This window comes from Brevibacillus aydinogluensis (assembly GCF_961514395.1).
GTDB classification, from domain to species: Bacteria; Bacillota; Bacilli; order Brevibacillales; family Brevibacillaceae; genus Brevibacillus; species Brevibacillus aydinogluensis.
Genome location: NZ_OY569118.1, coordinates 3,062,523 through 3,078,038 on the forward strand (window position 1 = coordinate 3,062,523; position 15,516 = coordinate 3,078,038).

Consider the following 15,516-nt stretch of genomic DNA (forward strand, 5'->3'; position numbering starts at 1 on the left):
CCGTCATCCTTCCAGTTTGTAACCCAACCCGCGCACCGTTTTGATGTAGCGGGGATTTTTCGTGTCGTCCTCCAACTTCTCGCGCAGATGGCTGACATGGACGTCGACAATGCGCGAGTCCCCGATGAAATCGTAGTTCCAGACCGCGTTCAGCAGTTGATCGCGGGTCAGCACGCGGCCGGGATGGCTGGCCAGGTAGTGGAGCAGTTCAAACTCCTTGGGCGTCAACTCCACCTTGTCGTCCCGCCGGTACACCTCGAATTTTTCCGGATAGATGCGGATCTCGCCAAACTGCAGCATCACTTCGTCCAGCGCCGCCGCCGATTCGTTCCCCGTCTGGACGCGTCGCATGATCGCCTTGACGCGGGCGATCACTTCCCGCGGGCTGAACGGCTTGGTCAGGTAATCGTCCGCTCCCAGTTCCAGGCCGAGAATTTTGTCCAGTTCGTCGTCCTTGGCGGTCAGCATCAGAATCGGCGTGTTGTTCCGCTCCTGCCTAAGCGTCTTGCACACATCCATGCCGTCCATTTTCGGCAGCATCAAGTCCAGTATGATAAAATCGGGCTGTTCACTTCTGATCACGTCCAACGCCTGTTTGCCGTCGTACGCGGTCACTACCTGAAACCCCGCTTTTTCCAGATTAAACTGCAGCAGCTTCACAATCGACACTTCGTCGTCTACAACCAAAATTTTGGTCACAAGCCAGTACCCCCCAGGTTTTTGCGTCCTTCTCTCGCTAGCTAGCTTTACCAAAACAACGAAAAAACTCAATTTTAGTCTGCCAGATGCCCAAACAGCTTTACAAGTTAATTTTCAGTAAAGAATAACCGCCTGGAGTTTGTCTGCAAAAAATAACCTGAGCCCGGTACAATACCGAGCTCAGGCATCTTGAGGGCTTGTTTACCTTCTGTCACTTGACAGGGGAATACCGGTTTGCCGGACGTACTGCTCACTTAGTTAGTTGAGCACGTTCATCACGTTGCGAACCGATTGGACAGATTTGTCGAGCGCCGCTTTTTCTTCTGGCGTCAGATCCAGCTCGATCACTTTTTCCAGGCCGTTTCCGCCCAGCAGGGTCGGTACGCCCAGATAGAGGTCGCTGTATCCGTATTCGCCTTCCAGGTAGGCGATCGCCGGCAGAATGCGCTTCTTGTCTTTCAGGATCGCTTCCGCCATTTGCACCAGGGAAGCGGCCGGCGCATAGTAAGCGGAGCCATTACCCAGCAGATTGACGATCTCGCCGCCGCCTTTGCGGGTGCGTTCCACGATGGCATCCAGACGATCTTTCGGGATCAGTTTTTCCAACGGTATGCCGCCTGCGTAGGAGTAGCGCACCAGCGGCACCATGTCATCCCCGTGACCGCCCAGCACAAATCCGGTTACGTCTTCTACGGAGACGTTCAGTTCCATCGCCACGAAAGTGCGGAAACGGGCGGTGTCCAGCACTCCGGATTGGCCGATGACCCGCTCCTTCGGGAACCCGGACGTTTTGAAGAAGGTGTAGGTCATCGCGTCTACCGGGTTGGACAGCACGATCACGATGGAGTTGGGCGCATAGGTTTTCACCTGTTCAGCCACGGAGCGCATGATGCCCGCGTTGGTGTTCACCAGGTCGTCGCGGGACATGCCCGGTTTACGCGCAATGCCTGCAGTGATGATCACGAGGTCGGCATCTTTGATGTCAGCGTAGTTGGCCGTACCGGTGATGTTGGCGTCAAAGCCCAGCACCGGCGAGGATTCCATCATGTCCAGCGCTTTCCCCTTGGTCGGGTTTTCCAGTTGCGGAATGTCAACCAGCACGATGTCTCCCAGTTCTTTTTGCGCCAGGATGAATGCCGTGGTAGCACCGGTAAAGCCGCTGCCGATGACAGCGATTTTTTTGCGTTGGAATGCCATATTGGTTCGCCTCCAATTATTTTGAAGTGCAAAAGCCGGTGATCGTCTCGCTTACATCTCTGTTGGATTGATTACATGTTTTTGATCAGGGCATCGGCAAACTCGGAGCATTTCAGCTCAGTTGCGCCTTCCATCAGACGAGCGAAGTCGTAGGTTACGGTCTTCGCGGAGATGGTTTTTTCCATGGAGGAAATGATCAGGTCTGCCGCTTCGTTCCAGCCCAGGTGACGCAGCATCATTTCGCCGGACAGGATGACGGAAGACGGGTTTACCTTGTCCAGACCTGCGTATTTCGGAGCAGTACCGTGGGTTGCCTCAAATACGGCATGGCCGGTCAGGTAGTTGATGTTGGCGCCAGGTGCGATACCGATGCCGCCCACTTGCGCTGCCAGTGCGTCGGAGATGTAGTCGCCGTTCAGGTTGAGTGTAGCCACGACATCGTACTCAGCCGGACGGGTCAGGATTTGCTGCAGGAACGCGTCGGCAATCACGTCTTTTACGATGATTTTGCCTGCTGCTTCTGCTTCTTTTTGCGCCTTGTCAGCGTCGCCGCCTTCCGCTTTGATGCGGTCGTATTGTGCCCAGGTGAACACTTTGTCGCCAAATTCGCGCTCAGCCAGTTCGTAGCCCCAGTTTTTGAACGCGCCTTCGGTGAACTTCATGATGTTGCCTTTGTGCACCAGCGTGACGGATTTGCGCTTGTTGGCCAGCGCGTAGTTGATTGCCGCGCGCACCAGACGTTCGGTCCCCTCTTTGGAAACCGGCTTGATGCCGATACCGGAGGTTTCCGGGAAGCGGATTTTTTTCACGCCCATTTCCTTTTGCAGGAATTCGATAACCTTTTTCACTTCCGGGGTGCCTTCCGCCCACTCGACACCGGCATAGATATCCTCGGTGTTTTCGCGGAAAATGACCATATCAGTCAATTCAGGATGTTTCACCGGAGACGGAACGCCTTGGAAGTAGCGAACCGGACGCACGCACGCGTACAGGTCCAGCTCCTGGCGCAGTGCCACGTTGATGGAGCGGATGCCGCCGCCGACCGGCGTGGTGAGCGGACCCTTGATTGCGATCAGGTATTCGCGAACAGCAGTCAGGGTATCCTCCGGCAACCACTCGCCGAATTGGTTGAACGCTTTTTCTCCTGCATATACCTCAAACCAGGCGATTTTCTTTTCGCCTTTGTACGCCTTTTCCACGGCCGCATCCAGTACGCGGACAGCCGCTTTCCAGATGTCGGGACCGGTACCGTCACCTTCGATGAACGGGATGATCGGGTTGTTGGGAACCACCAGTTTTCCGTTGTCTACCGTGATTTTTTCACCGGCAGCAGGCTGCGACAGGGTTTTAAACACAAGAATCCCTCCAGTGTGAAAAAGTAGTGAAAGATATTTCCAGACGTAGGAGAACTACCACGCGACGTGGTAGTTCTCAAGCTTGCGCTCAGGAGTGTCGCACCGCTTTGGCGGCCGCCTCCTCCACGCTCGGAAAAGCAAAGGTCTTAGCGCTGGTCGATCGGCACGTAATGCCGGTTGACCGGTCCGGTGTAGTCAGCGCGCGGACGGATCAGGCGGTTGTTTTCATACTGCTCCATGATGTGCGCGGTCCAACCGGACATGCGGCTGATGGCAAAGATCGGCGTGAACAGGTCGCTTTCCAGTCCGAGCGAGGTGTAAACAGACGCGGAGTAGAAATCGACGTTCGGCTTCAGGCCTTTTTCGCCGGTTACCATTTCTTCGATTTTGACGGACATCTCGTAGAGGTCGGAACGGCCCACTTGTGCCGTCAGCTCTTTGGACATTTGTTTCAGCCACTTGGCACGCGGGTCGCCGTCCTTGTACACGCGGTGTCCGAAGCCCATGATCTTTTCCTTGTTGTCCAGTTTTTTGCGGATGTAGGATTCCACGTTGTCGATGGTGCCAATTTCCGCCAGCATGGCTGCCACCGCTTCGTTTGCGCCGCCGTGGAGCGGCCCTTTCAGCGTGCCGATGGCAGAGACGATGCCGGAGTAGATGTCAGTCAGAGTTGCGACAGTGACGCGCGCGGAGAACGTAGACGCGTTGAACTCGTGATCTGCGTGCAGAATCAGCGCAACGTCAAATGCCTTCACGGCCGTCTCCGACGGTTCTTCCCCCGTCAACATGTACAGGAAGTTTTTCGCGATGCTGTAAGACGGATTGGGGGCAACCGGCTCCAGTCCCTTGCGGATTCGCGCAAACGCTGCCACCAGGGTAGGAGTTTGTGCCACCAGTCGAATCGACTTGCGGTAGTTGGCCTCCGGAGACATGTCCTGCGCCTCTTGGTCGTAGAGCGCTAGCGAAGAGACAGCTGTGCGCAACGCCGCCATGGGGTGTACGCCTTTCGGATAAGTGCGGATGCTGTCGATGACTTCTTTCGGCACCGCAGCATTTTCACCCAACTGCTTTTTCAAAGCCTCCAGCTGATCGCGCTTCGGTAGGGCTCCATGCCAGAGCAGGTATACGACTTCTTCAAAGGTAGCGTTTTCAGCGAGTTCGTCGATGTTGATGCCTCCGTAGCTGAGCACACCGTCGACGATGGAACAGATCGAAGATTGAGCGGCAACAACGCCTTCCAGTCCACGAGTAGCTGTCATGTAACTCTCTCCTTTTCCACTCTAAGCTATTATGAAGTTGTCAGGATGAAGTAGGGGCGGTTCTTTTTACTACCCCCTCCGCTGTGAATGAAGTGCTGAGGTTCATCATTCGCTTTCTCGTCGGGCCGAAAGAGGAGGAGAGACCGGATGGCCTTGCAACTGCATGGCAATAAAAAGAATCCAACCGTAATTCGACACAATTATAAAAGATTATAGCGATTTTGTGAATGAAAAAAGTACAACTTGCCCGGAAAGCGCAAGGTCCAGCCAAAACTTGTCAGCCCCGGAAAGCATGCTGCATAATAGGTACATGGAAGTTCGCCGTCCCCTTGGGGCCAGAAAGGAGAACGCGTTTGAATCGGGAAAACTGGGTGGAACGCCTCTTTCAACTGCTTCGATTAATCTGGGTCTGTCTGCTCGTGTACGCGGGCTTCAAGCTGACCCAATTTGCATTACCCTTACTTTACCCATTTCTCATCTCGTTAGTCATCGCGCTGATCATCCACCGACCGGTCACCTATCTGACGAAAAAGGCTCGGATCCCCCGTTGGCTGTCGGTGACCGTCGCGCTGCTTCTGCTGATGGTGCTTACCGCCGGCGTCGTCACCCTGGTCGTCACCGAGACGGTCGTCGAGATCGGGGAACTGGCCAGACAGCTGCCCGGGTTTGCCAACGAGCTGGGCACGTACCTGCAGCGGACGATCTCCCAAGACTTCCTGATGGGGTTGTACAACCAGGTGCAATGGTTCTACGAGCAGCTAGACCCCAGTTACAAGGAAAAGATCGACAGCACCGTGGGCAAAGGGATCACCTCGATCACCCAGGCCGGTCAGCACCTGATCGTGCAGTTCCTGGAAGGGCTGAAAAACCTGCTCCTCTCGCTGCCGAACCTGGCGACTGTGCTGGTGATTTCGATCTTGGGCGCCTTCTTCATTGCCAAGGACTTCTTCCTCTGGGAAGCGCGCTTCCGCCGCCTTATGCCAAAGGGCGTAAACAAACGGCTGAATCAGATTTTCAAAGACCTGAAAGCCGCGCTGTTCGGCTTTGGCAAGGCGCAGCTGACGCTGATTTCGCTCACCGCCGCGATCGTGATTGTCGGCCTGTTGATCCTGCGCGTCGAATACGCCATCACCATCGGGCTGATCACCGGTCTGGTGGATCTGCTTCCGTATCTGGGCACAGGGACGGTCTTTATCCCCTGGATTGTCTATCTCTTTTTCAAAGGCAACTACAGCCTGGTGATCGGCTTGTCGATCCTCTACGCGATTGTGTTGATTTTCCGTCAGATCATCGAACCCAAGGTGGTGGCGGAAAACGTCGGTCTCGACCCACTGCTGACGCTGGTCGCCCTGTTCGTGGGCCTGAAACTGTTCGGCTTTCTCGGGCTGATCATCGGTCCCGTCTCACTTGTGCTGATCAATGCACTGGTGAAGGCGGACGTCTTTTCCGACATCTGGCGATACATCAAGGGCACGTAAAAAGGAGGCGCCATTCCTCCTTTTTTTCGTGTCTTGGCGCCGATTTACCTGCGGAAAAGGATGTGCACGCGGCCGCTGGAGATGAGCGACCAGAGCCAGCGCTTCAAGAGATGGCGCACGATTAACCGCGTGTAGGGGATGAGAAACAACAGCCCGAACAGGTCGGTGAAAAAGCCCGGCGCCAACAGCAGCACTCCACCCGCGAGAATGAGCGCGCCGTCGATCAGCGCTTCCGTCGGCATCTGGCCGCGCGAGAGCTGGAGCTGCAGCAGCCGAAGCACCTGCATGCCCTGCCGTTTGGCCAGCCAGGCGCCAACCAGTCCGGTCAGGATCACCAGCGCCACCGTGTTCCAGCCGCCAATCACTTTGCCTACCGCGATCAGACCCCACAGCTCAATCGCCGGCACGACGACAAACAAGACCACAAGGATGCGAAACAGCATGCTACGCTCCTCCTTCGTACTGAGCCAGGAGCCAGGCATAGACGTCCGGTTCCGCACGGGAGAGACGAATCGGTTTCATCGTCGGCGTCGTGAAGGCGTGCATCGTTTTGCCGGACACCAGCAGCGTCTCGTCCGGGATGCGGTACACCTCGTAGGCAAATGTCAGCCGCACCGGCGTCAGCTCTTCGATCCGCGTGCGTATTTCCACCCAGTCATCGTACCGCGCCGGCAGCTTGTACCGAAGCGTCGCCTCCGCGACCGGCAGCAGCACCCCTTTTTCCTCCAACTCGCGATAGGTTAGCCCCGAGTGGCGAAGAAACTCCGTCCGCCCCACTTCAAACCAGGTCAGATAGTTGGCGTGATAGACCACGCCCATCTGATCCGTTTCGCCGTACCTCACCTGCAGTCGGTGAGTATGTACAACCGCACTCAATGCAACCGCCCCTTTCTCCTGTTATTGTACCACAGTCCTGCGATAAAACCTGCTTTCCGCCGCCTCCTTTCCCTTGCGGACGGACAAAAAAACCGGCGAAGAACGAAGCAGTTCGTTTCTTCTCCGGTTTTGGTTGCTGTAATACGGGGGCGTTAGCGGATCGGGCACGCGCCGCCTTCGCACGATTCCGCCGTCACCAGGTCGGAATCGCCGCCGTTCTCAAACTGCTGCAGGATGGCCGGGTCAAACGGCTTCATCGACGCTTTCAGCGCTTCGTACTCCTCTTTGGTGCAGGCTTCGTACGGAGCAAGCTGGTACGTGCCCCCGTCGAGCTGCAGGAACGACACACCGACGAAGTTGTCCCAGTTGGAGTAGACGATCTCTTCCACCTCGCCCCACTCTTCCGGCCGAACCGTAATCGTGTTGGAGGAGTTGTGCTCCGTATACTCTTTCTGGAAGCGGAAATAGGTCTCAAACTGCCGTCTGGCGCTGACCTGTTCCTTGGTCTCCTTGGCTCCGGAAGCCACCGGAAAGTCGATCACCAGCGTACGGGCGTTGGCCATGCGCTCCTCGTGGGTGTCGCCCGGCGTGCCCACTTCCGGATGGACTCTCCAGCCCAACGCCTGAACCGCTTTTGCCAGCGGATCTTCGGCGTTGATCCGAATGCGGCGGATGTAGTACGGCGAGTGGGACCAGTGCAGACCGCTGGATACACCGCCGGCCACCTGGGAGAGCGTGCCCTCCGGCTTCACCGTGGTCACCAACAGCGGCGCGTTGACGCGCAGCTCGTATGCGTAGCGATTTGCTTCCTCACGCGCAGCTTTACCGAGCAGACGAAGCAGTTCCACCTCCTGCTCCTCGGTGTATCCGAGCGAAGCGATGGCGTCCTTTACTCCGGTCAGCGACGTGCCGAGCAGACGGTCACGCTGCTGCACCCTGTCCCAGTGAGGCAGTTCCAGCGTCACCAGCGTCATGCGCAGTCCGGCGCGGGCCGATCTGCGCTGCGCGTCCAACAGGCCGTCCAGATCCAGGTATTTGGAGCCATCCGGGCTTTCCTTGACGAACTGCACCAGATTGACGGTGGTCAGGTTGCACACGCCGTAGGAGTCGAGCAGAATTTCCGCACACGGGTTGAGCCCCTCCGCGTTGGGACGGCGCCGGTTGGCCTCTTCCAGGTTGATGAAGCCCGGCTCGCCTTCCATCTGCATCATCGTAAAGACGAGGTGCAAAAATTCCCGGCTCGGCTGTTTCGTGAAGGCAATGGAGTTGTTGGACATGCGGCGATGATCCAGTCCAAAGCGGCCGTCTCCCACCTTTTGAATCGTGTCAAACCAGGACGGCTTCCGATCGCCCAACAGTTCGCCCACCATGCGGTGATGAGCGAGCTGCTCTTCTGTCCAAAATCCGTTGATGCCGTATTTGGCAAACAGGCACTCATAGTCGTCATGGTCAAACAGGAAGATCTCCGCCGTACGGCGTACGCCCCCCACCACGACGTTGGCTCCGATCAAGTTGCCGATGTCGAGAATGTGGATCGGACGCACCTTTCCGTAGCCCTTCTCGTCGCTTTCAATTGGCTCCAGATACGGATCGATTTTGTTTTTCAGCACCTTGTCGATGCCCTCAAACATTTCGCGAAGCGGTTCGTGGCCGCTGGCCGTACCGCCGAAGCGCTTCAGCCGCTCCCCTTTGGGGCGGACGCTGTTGTAGGAGATTTTCACAGTATGGATGTGCTCATATTCCTTTTTCGTCAGGATGTCCAGGTAGAGGCGCAGCGACTCGACCCAGCCTTCCTTGCTGTCACCGACGTAGATTTTGGCAAAGCCGTTTTCCAGCACTTTCAGTTCGGAGCGCTCCAGCCGCTGGTGTTTGGGCAGGGGCTTGTACTCCGAGGAAAGCAGGGTAACATTGGTGCGGATCGGCGAGAGTCCTGCCGCCATCTCCTTCGTGCACTTGAAGCCGACGCCTGTTCCCACCAACAGCAGGTAGAACAGGTCGCACAGATCCTCCCAGGATTTGATGTTCAGGAATGAACAGTTGAAATTGGCCAGCGGATACAAATCAGCTACGCCGTTTTCCGCTCCGCCCACCCAGAGGGTGCGGCCGGACAGGAACTGTCTGAGATTGAACATGTTGTCAAACAGTCCTTCCGCTTCCTTCTCCAGTTCCTGCAGATCAGGGGTCAGCCCGATCTTTTGCAGATGCTGATAGGCCAGCTTGATATTGTAATCCACCGAACGGCGACAGGTTTCTTTCCAAGTCTCCCGTCTGCCTTTTTCCGGAAGAAAACGGGAATACGTCCGATAATAAACGAATTGTCCCAGTGCATTCATGTGCGGCGGGAAATCGGGGTAACGGTCCAGAAATTCATCCCGCAAAAAACGGGTTCTCGTCTCTGTAGCCAACATGTCGGTTCCTCCTTCAATACTATCATCTCTAGTTAACCCCTTTTCCCGCAAAAACTCAATAGTTTTTTCTATATGTTGTGTGCAATATTTTTCGACAACACAATATGTAGTGTTTTTGTGAAAAAAGGGACTTGACAAGGCTGTTCGCCTGCCGGGAGAAAACACGCTCACGAAGTCCTCATTTTAGCAGATTTTTTGTCGTTTTTCAGCCCCCCTCCTGCACTTAGCGTGCCCGAAAAGAAAACCGCCCTGTCCACCGTGCAGTATGGACAGGGCAGAACGATAAGGCATATCGAAAAAGCGGCATGACAAAACGAGGGGGACGCGTTCCATCCCCCTCCCAGATTCAGGGTATTTATAGCAATTCTTTACAGCACCCTGGCATGTCCAGTGTAAATGTGGCCGCGTTCGGAGTCGACTGTGACGATTTGACCGTCTTTCAGCAGTTCCGTAGCACGCGTGACGCCGACGATGACCGGGACGTTGAGGTTGAGCCCGACAATGGCGGCGTGAGAGGTGAGTCCGCCCTCTTCGGTAATGACCGCGCCCGCCTTTTCAAATGCGCCGATCATGTCCGATTCCGTTCCAATCGTCACGAGGATGCTGCCTTCCTGCATCTTCTCCAGCGCTTCCTTCGCCGAGCGTGCAACCACGACCCGGCCGGTCACCACCTTGCGCCCGATGCCTTGTCCCTTCGCCACAATGTCGCCGATGACGTGAATTTTCATCAGGTTGGTGGTGCCTACTTCACGCACCGGCACGCCCGCCGTGATGACCACGAGATCACCGTGGCGGACATACCCCGCCTCCAGCGACTGCTGCACGGACAGCTCCAGCATTTCGTCAGTCGTATTGGCCATTGGTCCAAGCACCGGGTAGACCCCGTTGACGAGCGCGAGACGGCGCACCACTTCAGCGTGCGGCGTAACTGCGACGATCGGCGCTTTGGGACGGTACTTGGAGACCATGCGCGCGGTATGACCGCTCTCCGTCGCCGTGATGATGGCCGCCGCATCCAGGTCGAGCGCGGCGTTGGCCACGGCCTGGCTGATCGCGTCTGTAATGGTCATCTGCTTTTGCACAGCCTGGTTGTACAAAATCTCCCGGTAATTCAGTTCCTGCTCCGCTCTGAGCGCAATCCGGTTCATCGTCTCCACCGACTCTACCGGATATTTGCCGGCTGCCGTTTCGCCGGAGAGCATGATCGCGTCCGTGCCGTCAAAGATGGCGTTGGCCACGTCGCTTGCCTCCGCCCGGGTGGGGCGAGGATTGCGCTGCATCGAGTCGAGCATCTGCGTCGCGGTGATGACCGGTTTGCCTAATTCGTTGCACTTCTTGATCAGTTTTTTCTGCACCAGCGGCACTTCCTCCGCCGGAATTTCCACGCCCAGGTCGCCGCGGGCCACCATCAGTCCGTCGGAAACGGCGAGAATTTCGTCTACGTTGTCCACGCCTTCCTCGTTCTCAATCTTGGCGATGATGTCAATGTGAACGCCGTGGCGTTCCAGAATTTCGCGAATCTCCAGGATGTCGGCGGCCTTGCGCACAAACGAGGCGGCGATAAAATCGACGCCCTGCCGGATGCCGAATTCGATATCCTGTGCATCCTTTTCCGTAATCCCCGGCAGGTTGATCTTGACGCCCGGCACGTTGACGCCCTTTTTGCTTTTCAGCGTGCCGCCGTTCTTGATGCGGCAGATGATCTCATGCCCCTCTACCGCTTCCACGGTCAGACCGATCAGCCCGTCGTCGATCAGGATCGTGTCGCCCTTCTTCACGTCGCGCGGCAGATCGGCATAGGTGATCGAGATGCGTTCCGCCGTGCCGGGCACGTCCTCTGTGGTCAGCACGATCGTCTGGCCCTCCTGCAGTTCCACTGCATCCACGGCCAGCGTGCCGGTGCGGATTTCCGGTCCCTTGGTATCCAGCAGGATGGCCACCTGCTTGCCCGTCTCCCGGGCCGCCTGCCGGATGTTGGCGATCCGGGCGGCATGCTCCTCGTGGGAACCGTGGGAAAAGTTGAGCCGGGCCACGTTCATGCCGGCGTGGATCAGTTTTTTCAGAGTCTCGACCGACTCGCTCGCCGGTCCGATGGTACATACGATTTTCGCCTTACGCAGCACTGTGCGTCCCTCCTATGAAACAAGCTGTCAATATACGCCGTACTAAATGGACAGCGTGCGCGCCAACTGATAGATGGACAAGTCGAGCTGGTGCTTTTGCGCCAACGCATCCTTGAAATCGACGTCGACGATCTGGTTGTTGCGGATGCCGACCATTCGGTCCCGCTTTCCTTCCAACAGCAGGTCAACGGCCGCCGCCCCCATGCGGCTGGCCAGCATGCGGTCAAACGCAGTCGGCGAACCGCCCCGCTGGATGTGGCCGAGCACGGTCACCCTGGTCTCCCAGCCGGTCCGCTGCTTGATTTCCTCTGCGTAGGTGGCAGCGCTGCCGACGCCTTCCGCCACGATGATGATCGAGTGCTTCTTGCCGCGGCGGTTTCCGGCGTGCAGCCGTTCGATGATGTCGTTCATGTCATGGTCTGCTTCCGGAATGATAATCGATTCCGCACCTGCCGCCAGACCGGCCCACAGCGCCAAATCTCCGGCGTCGCGCCCCATTACTTCGATGATGTAGGTGCGCTCGTGCGAAGTGGCGGTGTCGCGGATTTTGTCGATCGCTTCCACAATCGTATTGAGCGCGGTGTCAAATCCGATGGTGAAATCGGTACACGGAATGTCGTTGTCGATGGTGCCGGGCACGCCGATGGTGGGAATGCCTTTCTCCGTCAGCTTCTGCGCGCCGCGGAAGGAACCGTCGCCACCGATCACGATCAAACCTTCGATGCCGTGCTCGTGCAGTTGGCGTACCGCCTTCTCCTGTCCTGCCTCTGTTTTAAACTCTTCACTGCGGGCCGAAAAGAGGATGGTTCCTCCCCGATGGATAATGTCCCCGACTGACCCCAGCGTCATCTCCTGGATATGGCCGCGCATCAGCCCTTCGTACCCGTGGTACACTCCGTACATCTGCACGCCGTGATAGGCGGCACGTCGAACGGCGGCGCGAATCGCCGCGTTCATCCCCGGAGAATCTCCGCCACTGGTCAATACTGCGATTTTCTGCATGGAAACCACCTCTCCTGTCCTAAACAAAGGCCCAACGACCCTTCTTATCGTCATTAGCATGTCTTGAAACAGAAACAGTATGTGCCAAAGAGCCTTTGATACATGCTGTATCAGTTCCGGATTTATATCTGTTACACTCATTGCGGAATATGTGCCATACTTTTTGAATGATCTGACAAATTCCGCGTCCGAATACGATTTTAGCAGATTTTTCGCGCAGAAAAAAGCAAAAAACGCCTCCTCTGGATCAGAAGGAGGCGTAGGCACCAATCTGTTTAAACTTCTCGTAGCGATCCTGTATCAGTTGTTCCGGACTCAACCGGTCGAGCTGTTCCAGTCCTTCCAGCAGCTTCGCCTTGACCCGGCTGGCCTGCTGGACCACATCGCGGTGTGCCCCACCAAACGGCTCCTCGATGATCCCGTCGATCACACTCAGCTCCAGCAGGTCGGGCGCGGTAATCTTCATCGTTTCCGCCGCACGCATCGCCAGGCTGGCGTCCTTCCAGAGAATGGCCGCCGCCCCTTCTGGCGAAATGACCGAGTAGGTGGAGTTTTCCAGCATGTAGACGCGGTTGCCGACGCCGATCGCCAAGGCGCCGCCGCTGCCGCCCTCGCCGATCACGACGCAGATGATCGGTACGCGGAAGCCGGCCATCTCCCGCAGGTTGCGGGCAATCGCTTCACTCTGGCCGCGCTCCTCAGCCGCTTTGCCGGGATATGCCCCCGAGGTGTTGATAAAGCAGATGATCGGGCGGCCGAATTTGTCCGCCTGCTGCATGATCCGCAGCGCCTTGCGGTAGCCTTCGGGATGGGCCATGCCAAAGTTTCGGCTGATGTTTTCCTTGGTGTCTTTTCCTTTCTGGTGGCCGACCACTGTGACCGGACGGCCGTCCAGTTTGGCAATGCCGCCGACAATCGCCAGATCGTCGCCAAAACAGCGGTCACCGTGCACTTCCAGAAAATCTGTGAAAATATGATGAATGTAGTCCAAAGTCGTGGGCCGCTCGGGGTGGCGGGCGATCTGCACGCGCTGCCAAGGCGTCAGATTGCCGTAAATCTGCTCGGCCAGGTCCTTGGCCTTTTTCTCCAAACGAACAACTTCATCGGAAAAATCAATTCCTTTTTCCTCGGTAAACCTGCGCAGTTCCTTGATCTTTTCCTGCAGTTCCACCAGCGGCTTCTCAAAGGGAAGTTCGCCTGCCATTTCTACACTCCCTCCCGAATCGTGTGCAGCTCGACGATTTTTGCCAGCGTGGTCCGCATGTCCTTGCGATGCACCACCATGTCGAGCTGTCCGTGCTTCAGCAGGAATTCCGCCGTCTGAAAATCTTTCGGCAACTCCTGGCGAACCGTCTGCTCAATCACGCGACGGCCGGCAAACCCGATCATTGCGCCCGGTTCGGCGATGTTGTAGTCGCCGAGCGAGGCGAAGCTGGCGGTCACCCCGCCGTATGTCGGGTTGGTGAGCACGGAGATGAACAACAGCCGCTCCCGGTCCAGCCGGGCCAGCGCCGCGCTCGTCTTGGCCATCTGCATCAGGCTGAGCACGCCCTCCTGCATCCGCGCACCGCCGGACGCGGAGAAAAGGAGAAACGGCAGTCGCCGCTCCACGGCCCGCTCGATCGCCCGGGTGATCTTCTCGCCGACGACCGAGCCCATGCTGGCCATCCGAAAGCGGGAGTCCATCACGCCGATGACGATGCGGTTGCCTCCCAGCACGCCCTCGCCGGTGATGACCGCCTCGTTGAGATTGGTGTTTTTCATGTCTTGTTCCAGCTTCTCCAGATAACCGGGAAAGCCGAGCGGATTGGCGGTGATCAGGTCCGCGTCGAACTCCTCGGTCAGCTTCCCGTCATCCAGGAGCGACTGGATCCGCTCGGGAGCGGACATGGGGAAATGGTACTGGCAGCCTTTGCAGACGCGCAAATTTTTCTCCAGGTCCTTGGAGTAGTGGATGCTCCCGCAGTGCGGGCATTTATTCATCAGTCCCTCGGGAACTTCCTTTTCCTTGGGTCCCGTCACAGTGGCGCCGTCCGCGCCGGCGGGAACGCGCGCAATCGTCTCCGCAGGGACAGTCGCGAACTTTCGCTTCTTCCCGAACAGGTCTTTAAGCACAGTTACACCTCACCTTTCTGGTCAGTGAAGGATCGTGCCGAGTATTTCCTGGACTTCGTGAACTTCGCTTTCGGGCACGAGAATTTCGTACTGCTTGGAAACCTTCGCCTCGCGTACCTTGACCAGGAATCCTTCATCTGTCAATCGTTGCTGTATCCGTTCCGCTATTTTTGCGCTAGGAGCGATGTAGATGACCGTCCACATGCTGGCAACCTCCTTCAGCGTCCAAAACAGGTCTGCCTCATCATATCACAGCGCCAGCGCTCGTCGCAAATCAGCAGAGGGAACGGACTAGGCGGGACGCACGACTAGAGCTTGCTGTTTTCCAGGTGCTCGCGCATTCTCTCCACCGCCAGTGCTTCGTCTCCCTCGCGAATGGCTTCCATGATCCGACGGTGCTCCGCCAGCGCGGTGCGGGCCCGACCTTCGCGTCCCAGCGATTCGCTGCGGACGCTGTCGCTGTACTCGACGAGCGGTGCCCAGATGCGATGCAGAATGGAGTTGCGGCTGGAGCGGCAGATCACGCGGTGAAACTGGTAGTCTTCCTCGGTGGGAACCTCGCCGCGCTCCACGCGCTCCTCCGCCGCCGCCAAGATCCGCTCCATCTCGTCAAAGTGCTTGTCTGTGGCACGCCGGCAGGCCAACCGCACCGCTTCCAGCTCCAGAATTCGGCGCATTTCGATCAGGTCTTTTTTCGTCTTGTAGTCCCGCAGGATAAAGTAGCCGAGAATGTCAATCAGGCGGTTGTGTCGGTAGTGCTTCAAAAAGGTGCCTTCTCCCCGGCGGGTTTCAATCAGTCCCAGCAGTTCCAGGGCTCGAAGCGCCTCCCGGACGGAAGAACGGCCCGCTCCCAGTTGTTCGGACAGCTCCCGTTCGGACGGCAGCTTGTCGCCGGGGCGCAGGTTTTTTTCCCGAACAATTTCATGGATCTGCAGCAGAATGCCTTCGTACACTTTTCGTTCTTGCGCAGAACCGAGCACTTTTCACCCTCCTCATTGACTGTC

Annotated in this window: 14 protein-coding genes; 1 reads left to right on the plus strand and 13 read right to left on the minus strand. The window is 57.2% G+C overall.

Features of this window, described 5'->3' with window-relative positions; all coding sequences use genetic code 11:
• Window positions 1-3: 3 nt before the first annotated feature.
• From Q7F15_RS15020 to citZ, 4 genes are all read right to left on the minus strand, one after another.
• Complete coding sequence (locus Q7F15_RS15020; RefSeq protein WP_171565732.1) at window positions 4-699, minus strand: response regulator transcription factor; 696 nt, start codon at window positions 697-699, stop codon at window positions 4-6.
• Window positions 700-957: 258 nt separating this feature from the next.
• The gene (gene mdh / locus Q7F15_RS15025) at window positions 958-1,896 is read right to left on the minus strand and encodes a malate dehydrogenase (RefSeq protein ID WP_171565733.1); all 939 of its coding nucleotides are present in this window, start codon (window positions 1,894-1,896) and stop codon (window positions 958-960) included.
• A 71-nt stretch (window positions 1,897-1,967) separates the two neighbouring features.
• Entirely contained in the window at window positions 1,968-3,251 is a 1,284-nt protein-coding gene (icd, locus tag Q7F15_RS15030) for an NADP-dependent isocitrate dehydrogenase (RefSeq protein ID WP_171565734.1), read from the minus strand.
• Window positions 3,252-3,397: 146 nt separating this feature from the next.
• Window positions 3,398-4,510 (minus strand): citrate synthase, encoded by a 1,113-nt coding sequence (gene citZ, locus Q7F15_RS15035; RefSeq protein ID WP_212132276.1) that lies wholly within the window; start codon window positions 4,508-4,510, stop codon window positions 3,398-3,400.
• 353 nt (window positions 4,511-4,863) lie between these two features.
• On the opposite strand from citZ, the gene ytvI reads away from it, so the two are divergent.
• On the plus strand, window positions 4,864-5,988 hold the full coding sequence (ytvI, locus tag Q7F15_RS15040) for a sporulation integral membrane protein YtvI (protein WP_171565736.1): 1,125 nt from the start codon (window positions 4,864-4,866) through the stop codon (window positions 5,986-5,988).
• A 44-nt stretch (window positions 5,989-6,032) separates the two neighbouring features.
• On the opposite strand, the gene Q7F15_RS15045 is transcribed toward ytvI, so the two are convergent.
• The 9 genes from Q7F15_RS15045 to Q7F15_RS15085 all read right to left on the minus strand — a co-directional run bounded on the left by Q7F15_RS15045 (window position 6,033) and on the right by Q7F15_RS15085 (window position 15,492).
• Window positions 6,033-6,431 carry an FxsA family protein gene (locus Q7F15_RS15045; RefSeq protein ID WP_371808889.1) on the minus strand — a complete coding sequence of 133 codons (399 nt, stop codon included), beginning with the start codon at window positions 6,429-6,431 and terminating at the stop codon, window positions 6,033-6,035.
• A gap of 1 nt (window position 6,432) precedes the next feature.
• Entirely contained in the window at window positions 6,433-6,864 is a 432-nt protein-coding gene (locus tag Q7F15_RS15050) for an acyl-CoA thioesterase (protein ID WP_171565737.1), read from the minus strand.
• A gap of 152 nt (window positions 6,865-7,016) precedes the next feature.
• The gene (gene nrdJ, locus Q7F15_RS15055) at window positions 7,017-9,272 is read right to left on the minus strand and encodes a ribonucleoside-triphosphate reductase, adenosylcobalamin-dependent (protein WP_171565738.1); all 2,256 of its coding nucleotides are present in this window, start codon (window positions 9,270-9,272) and stop codon (window positions 7,017-7,019) included.
• Between the two features lie 368 nt (window positions 9,273-9,640).
• Entirely contained in the window at window positions 9,641-11,395 is a 1,755-nt protein-coding gene (gene pyk, locus Q7F15_RS15060; protein WP_171565739.1) for a pyruvate kinase, read from the minus strand.
• A 42-nt stretch (window positions 11,396-11,437) separates the two neighbouring features.
• Complete coding sequence (pfkA, locus tag Q7F15_RS15065) at window positions 11,438-12,397, minus strand: 6-phosphofructokinase (protein ID WP_171565740.1); 960 nt, start codon at window positions 12,395-12,397, stop codon at window positions 11,438-11,440.
• Window positions 12,398-12,644: 247 nt separating this feature from the next.
• A complete protein-coding gene (gene accA / locus Q7F15_RS15070; protein WP_212132279.1) occupies window positions 12,645-13,601 on the minus strand; it encodes an acetyl-CoA carboxylase carboxyl transferase subunit alpha in 957 nt (318 codons plus the stop codon).
• Between the two features lie 2 nt (window positions 13,602-13,603).
• Window positions 13,604-14,512, minus strand: coding sequence for an acetyl-CoA carboxylase, carboxyltransferase subunit beta (gene accD, locus Q7F15_RS15075; protein ID WP_171565742.1), 909 nt, complete (start codon window positions 14,510-14,512; stop codon window positions 13,604-13,606).
• Window positions 14,513-14,533: 21 nt separating this feature from the next.
• The gene (locus Q7F15_RS15080; protein WP_171565743.1) at window positions 14,534-14,716 is read right to left on the minus strand and encodes a glutamate decarboxylase; all 183 of its coding nucleotides are present in this window, start codon (window positions 14,714-14,716) and stop codon (window positions 14,534-14,536) included.
• Between the two features lie 104 nt (window positions 14,717-14,820).
• A complete protein-coding gene (locus tag Q7F15_RS15085; protein ID WP_171565744.1) occupies window positions 14,821-15,492 on the minus strand; it encodes a FadR/GntR family transcriptional regulator in 672 nt (223 codons plus the stop codon).
• Between the last annotated feature and the right edge of the window lie 24 nt (window positions 15,493-15,516).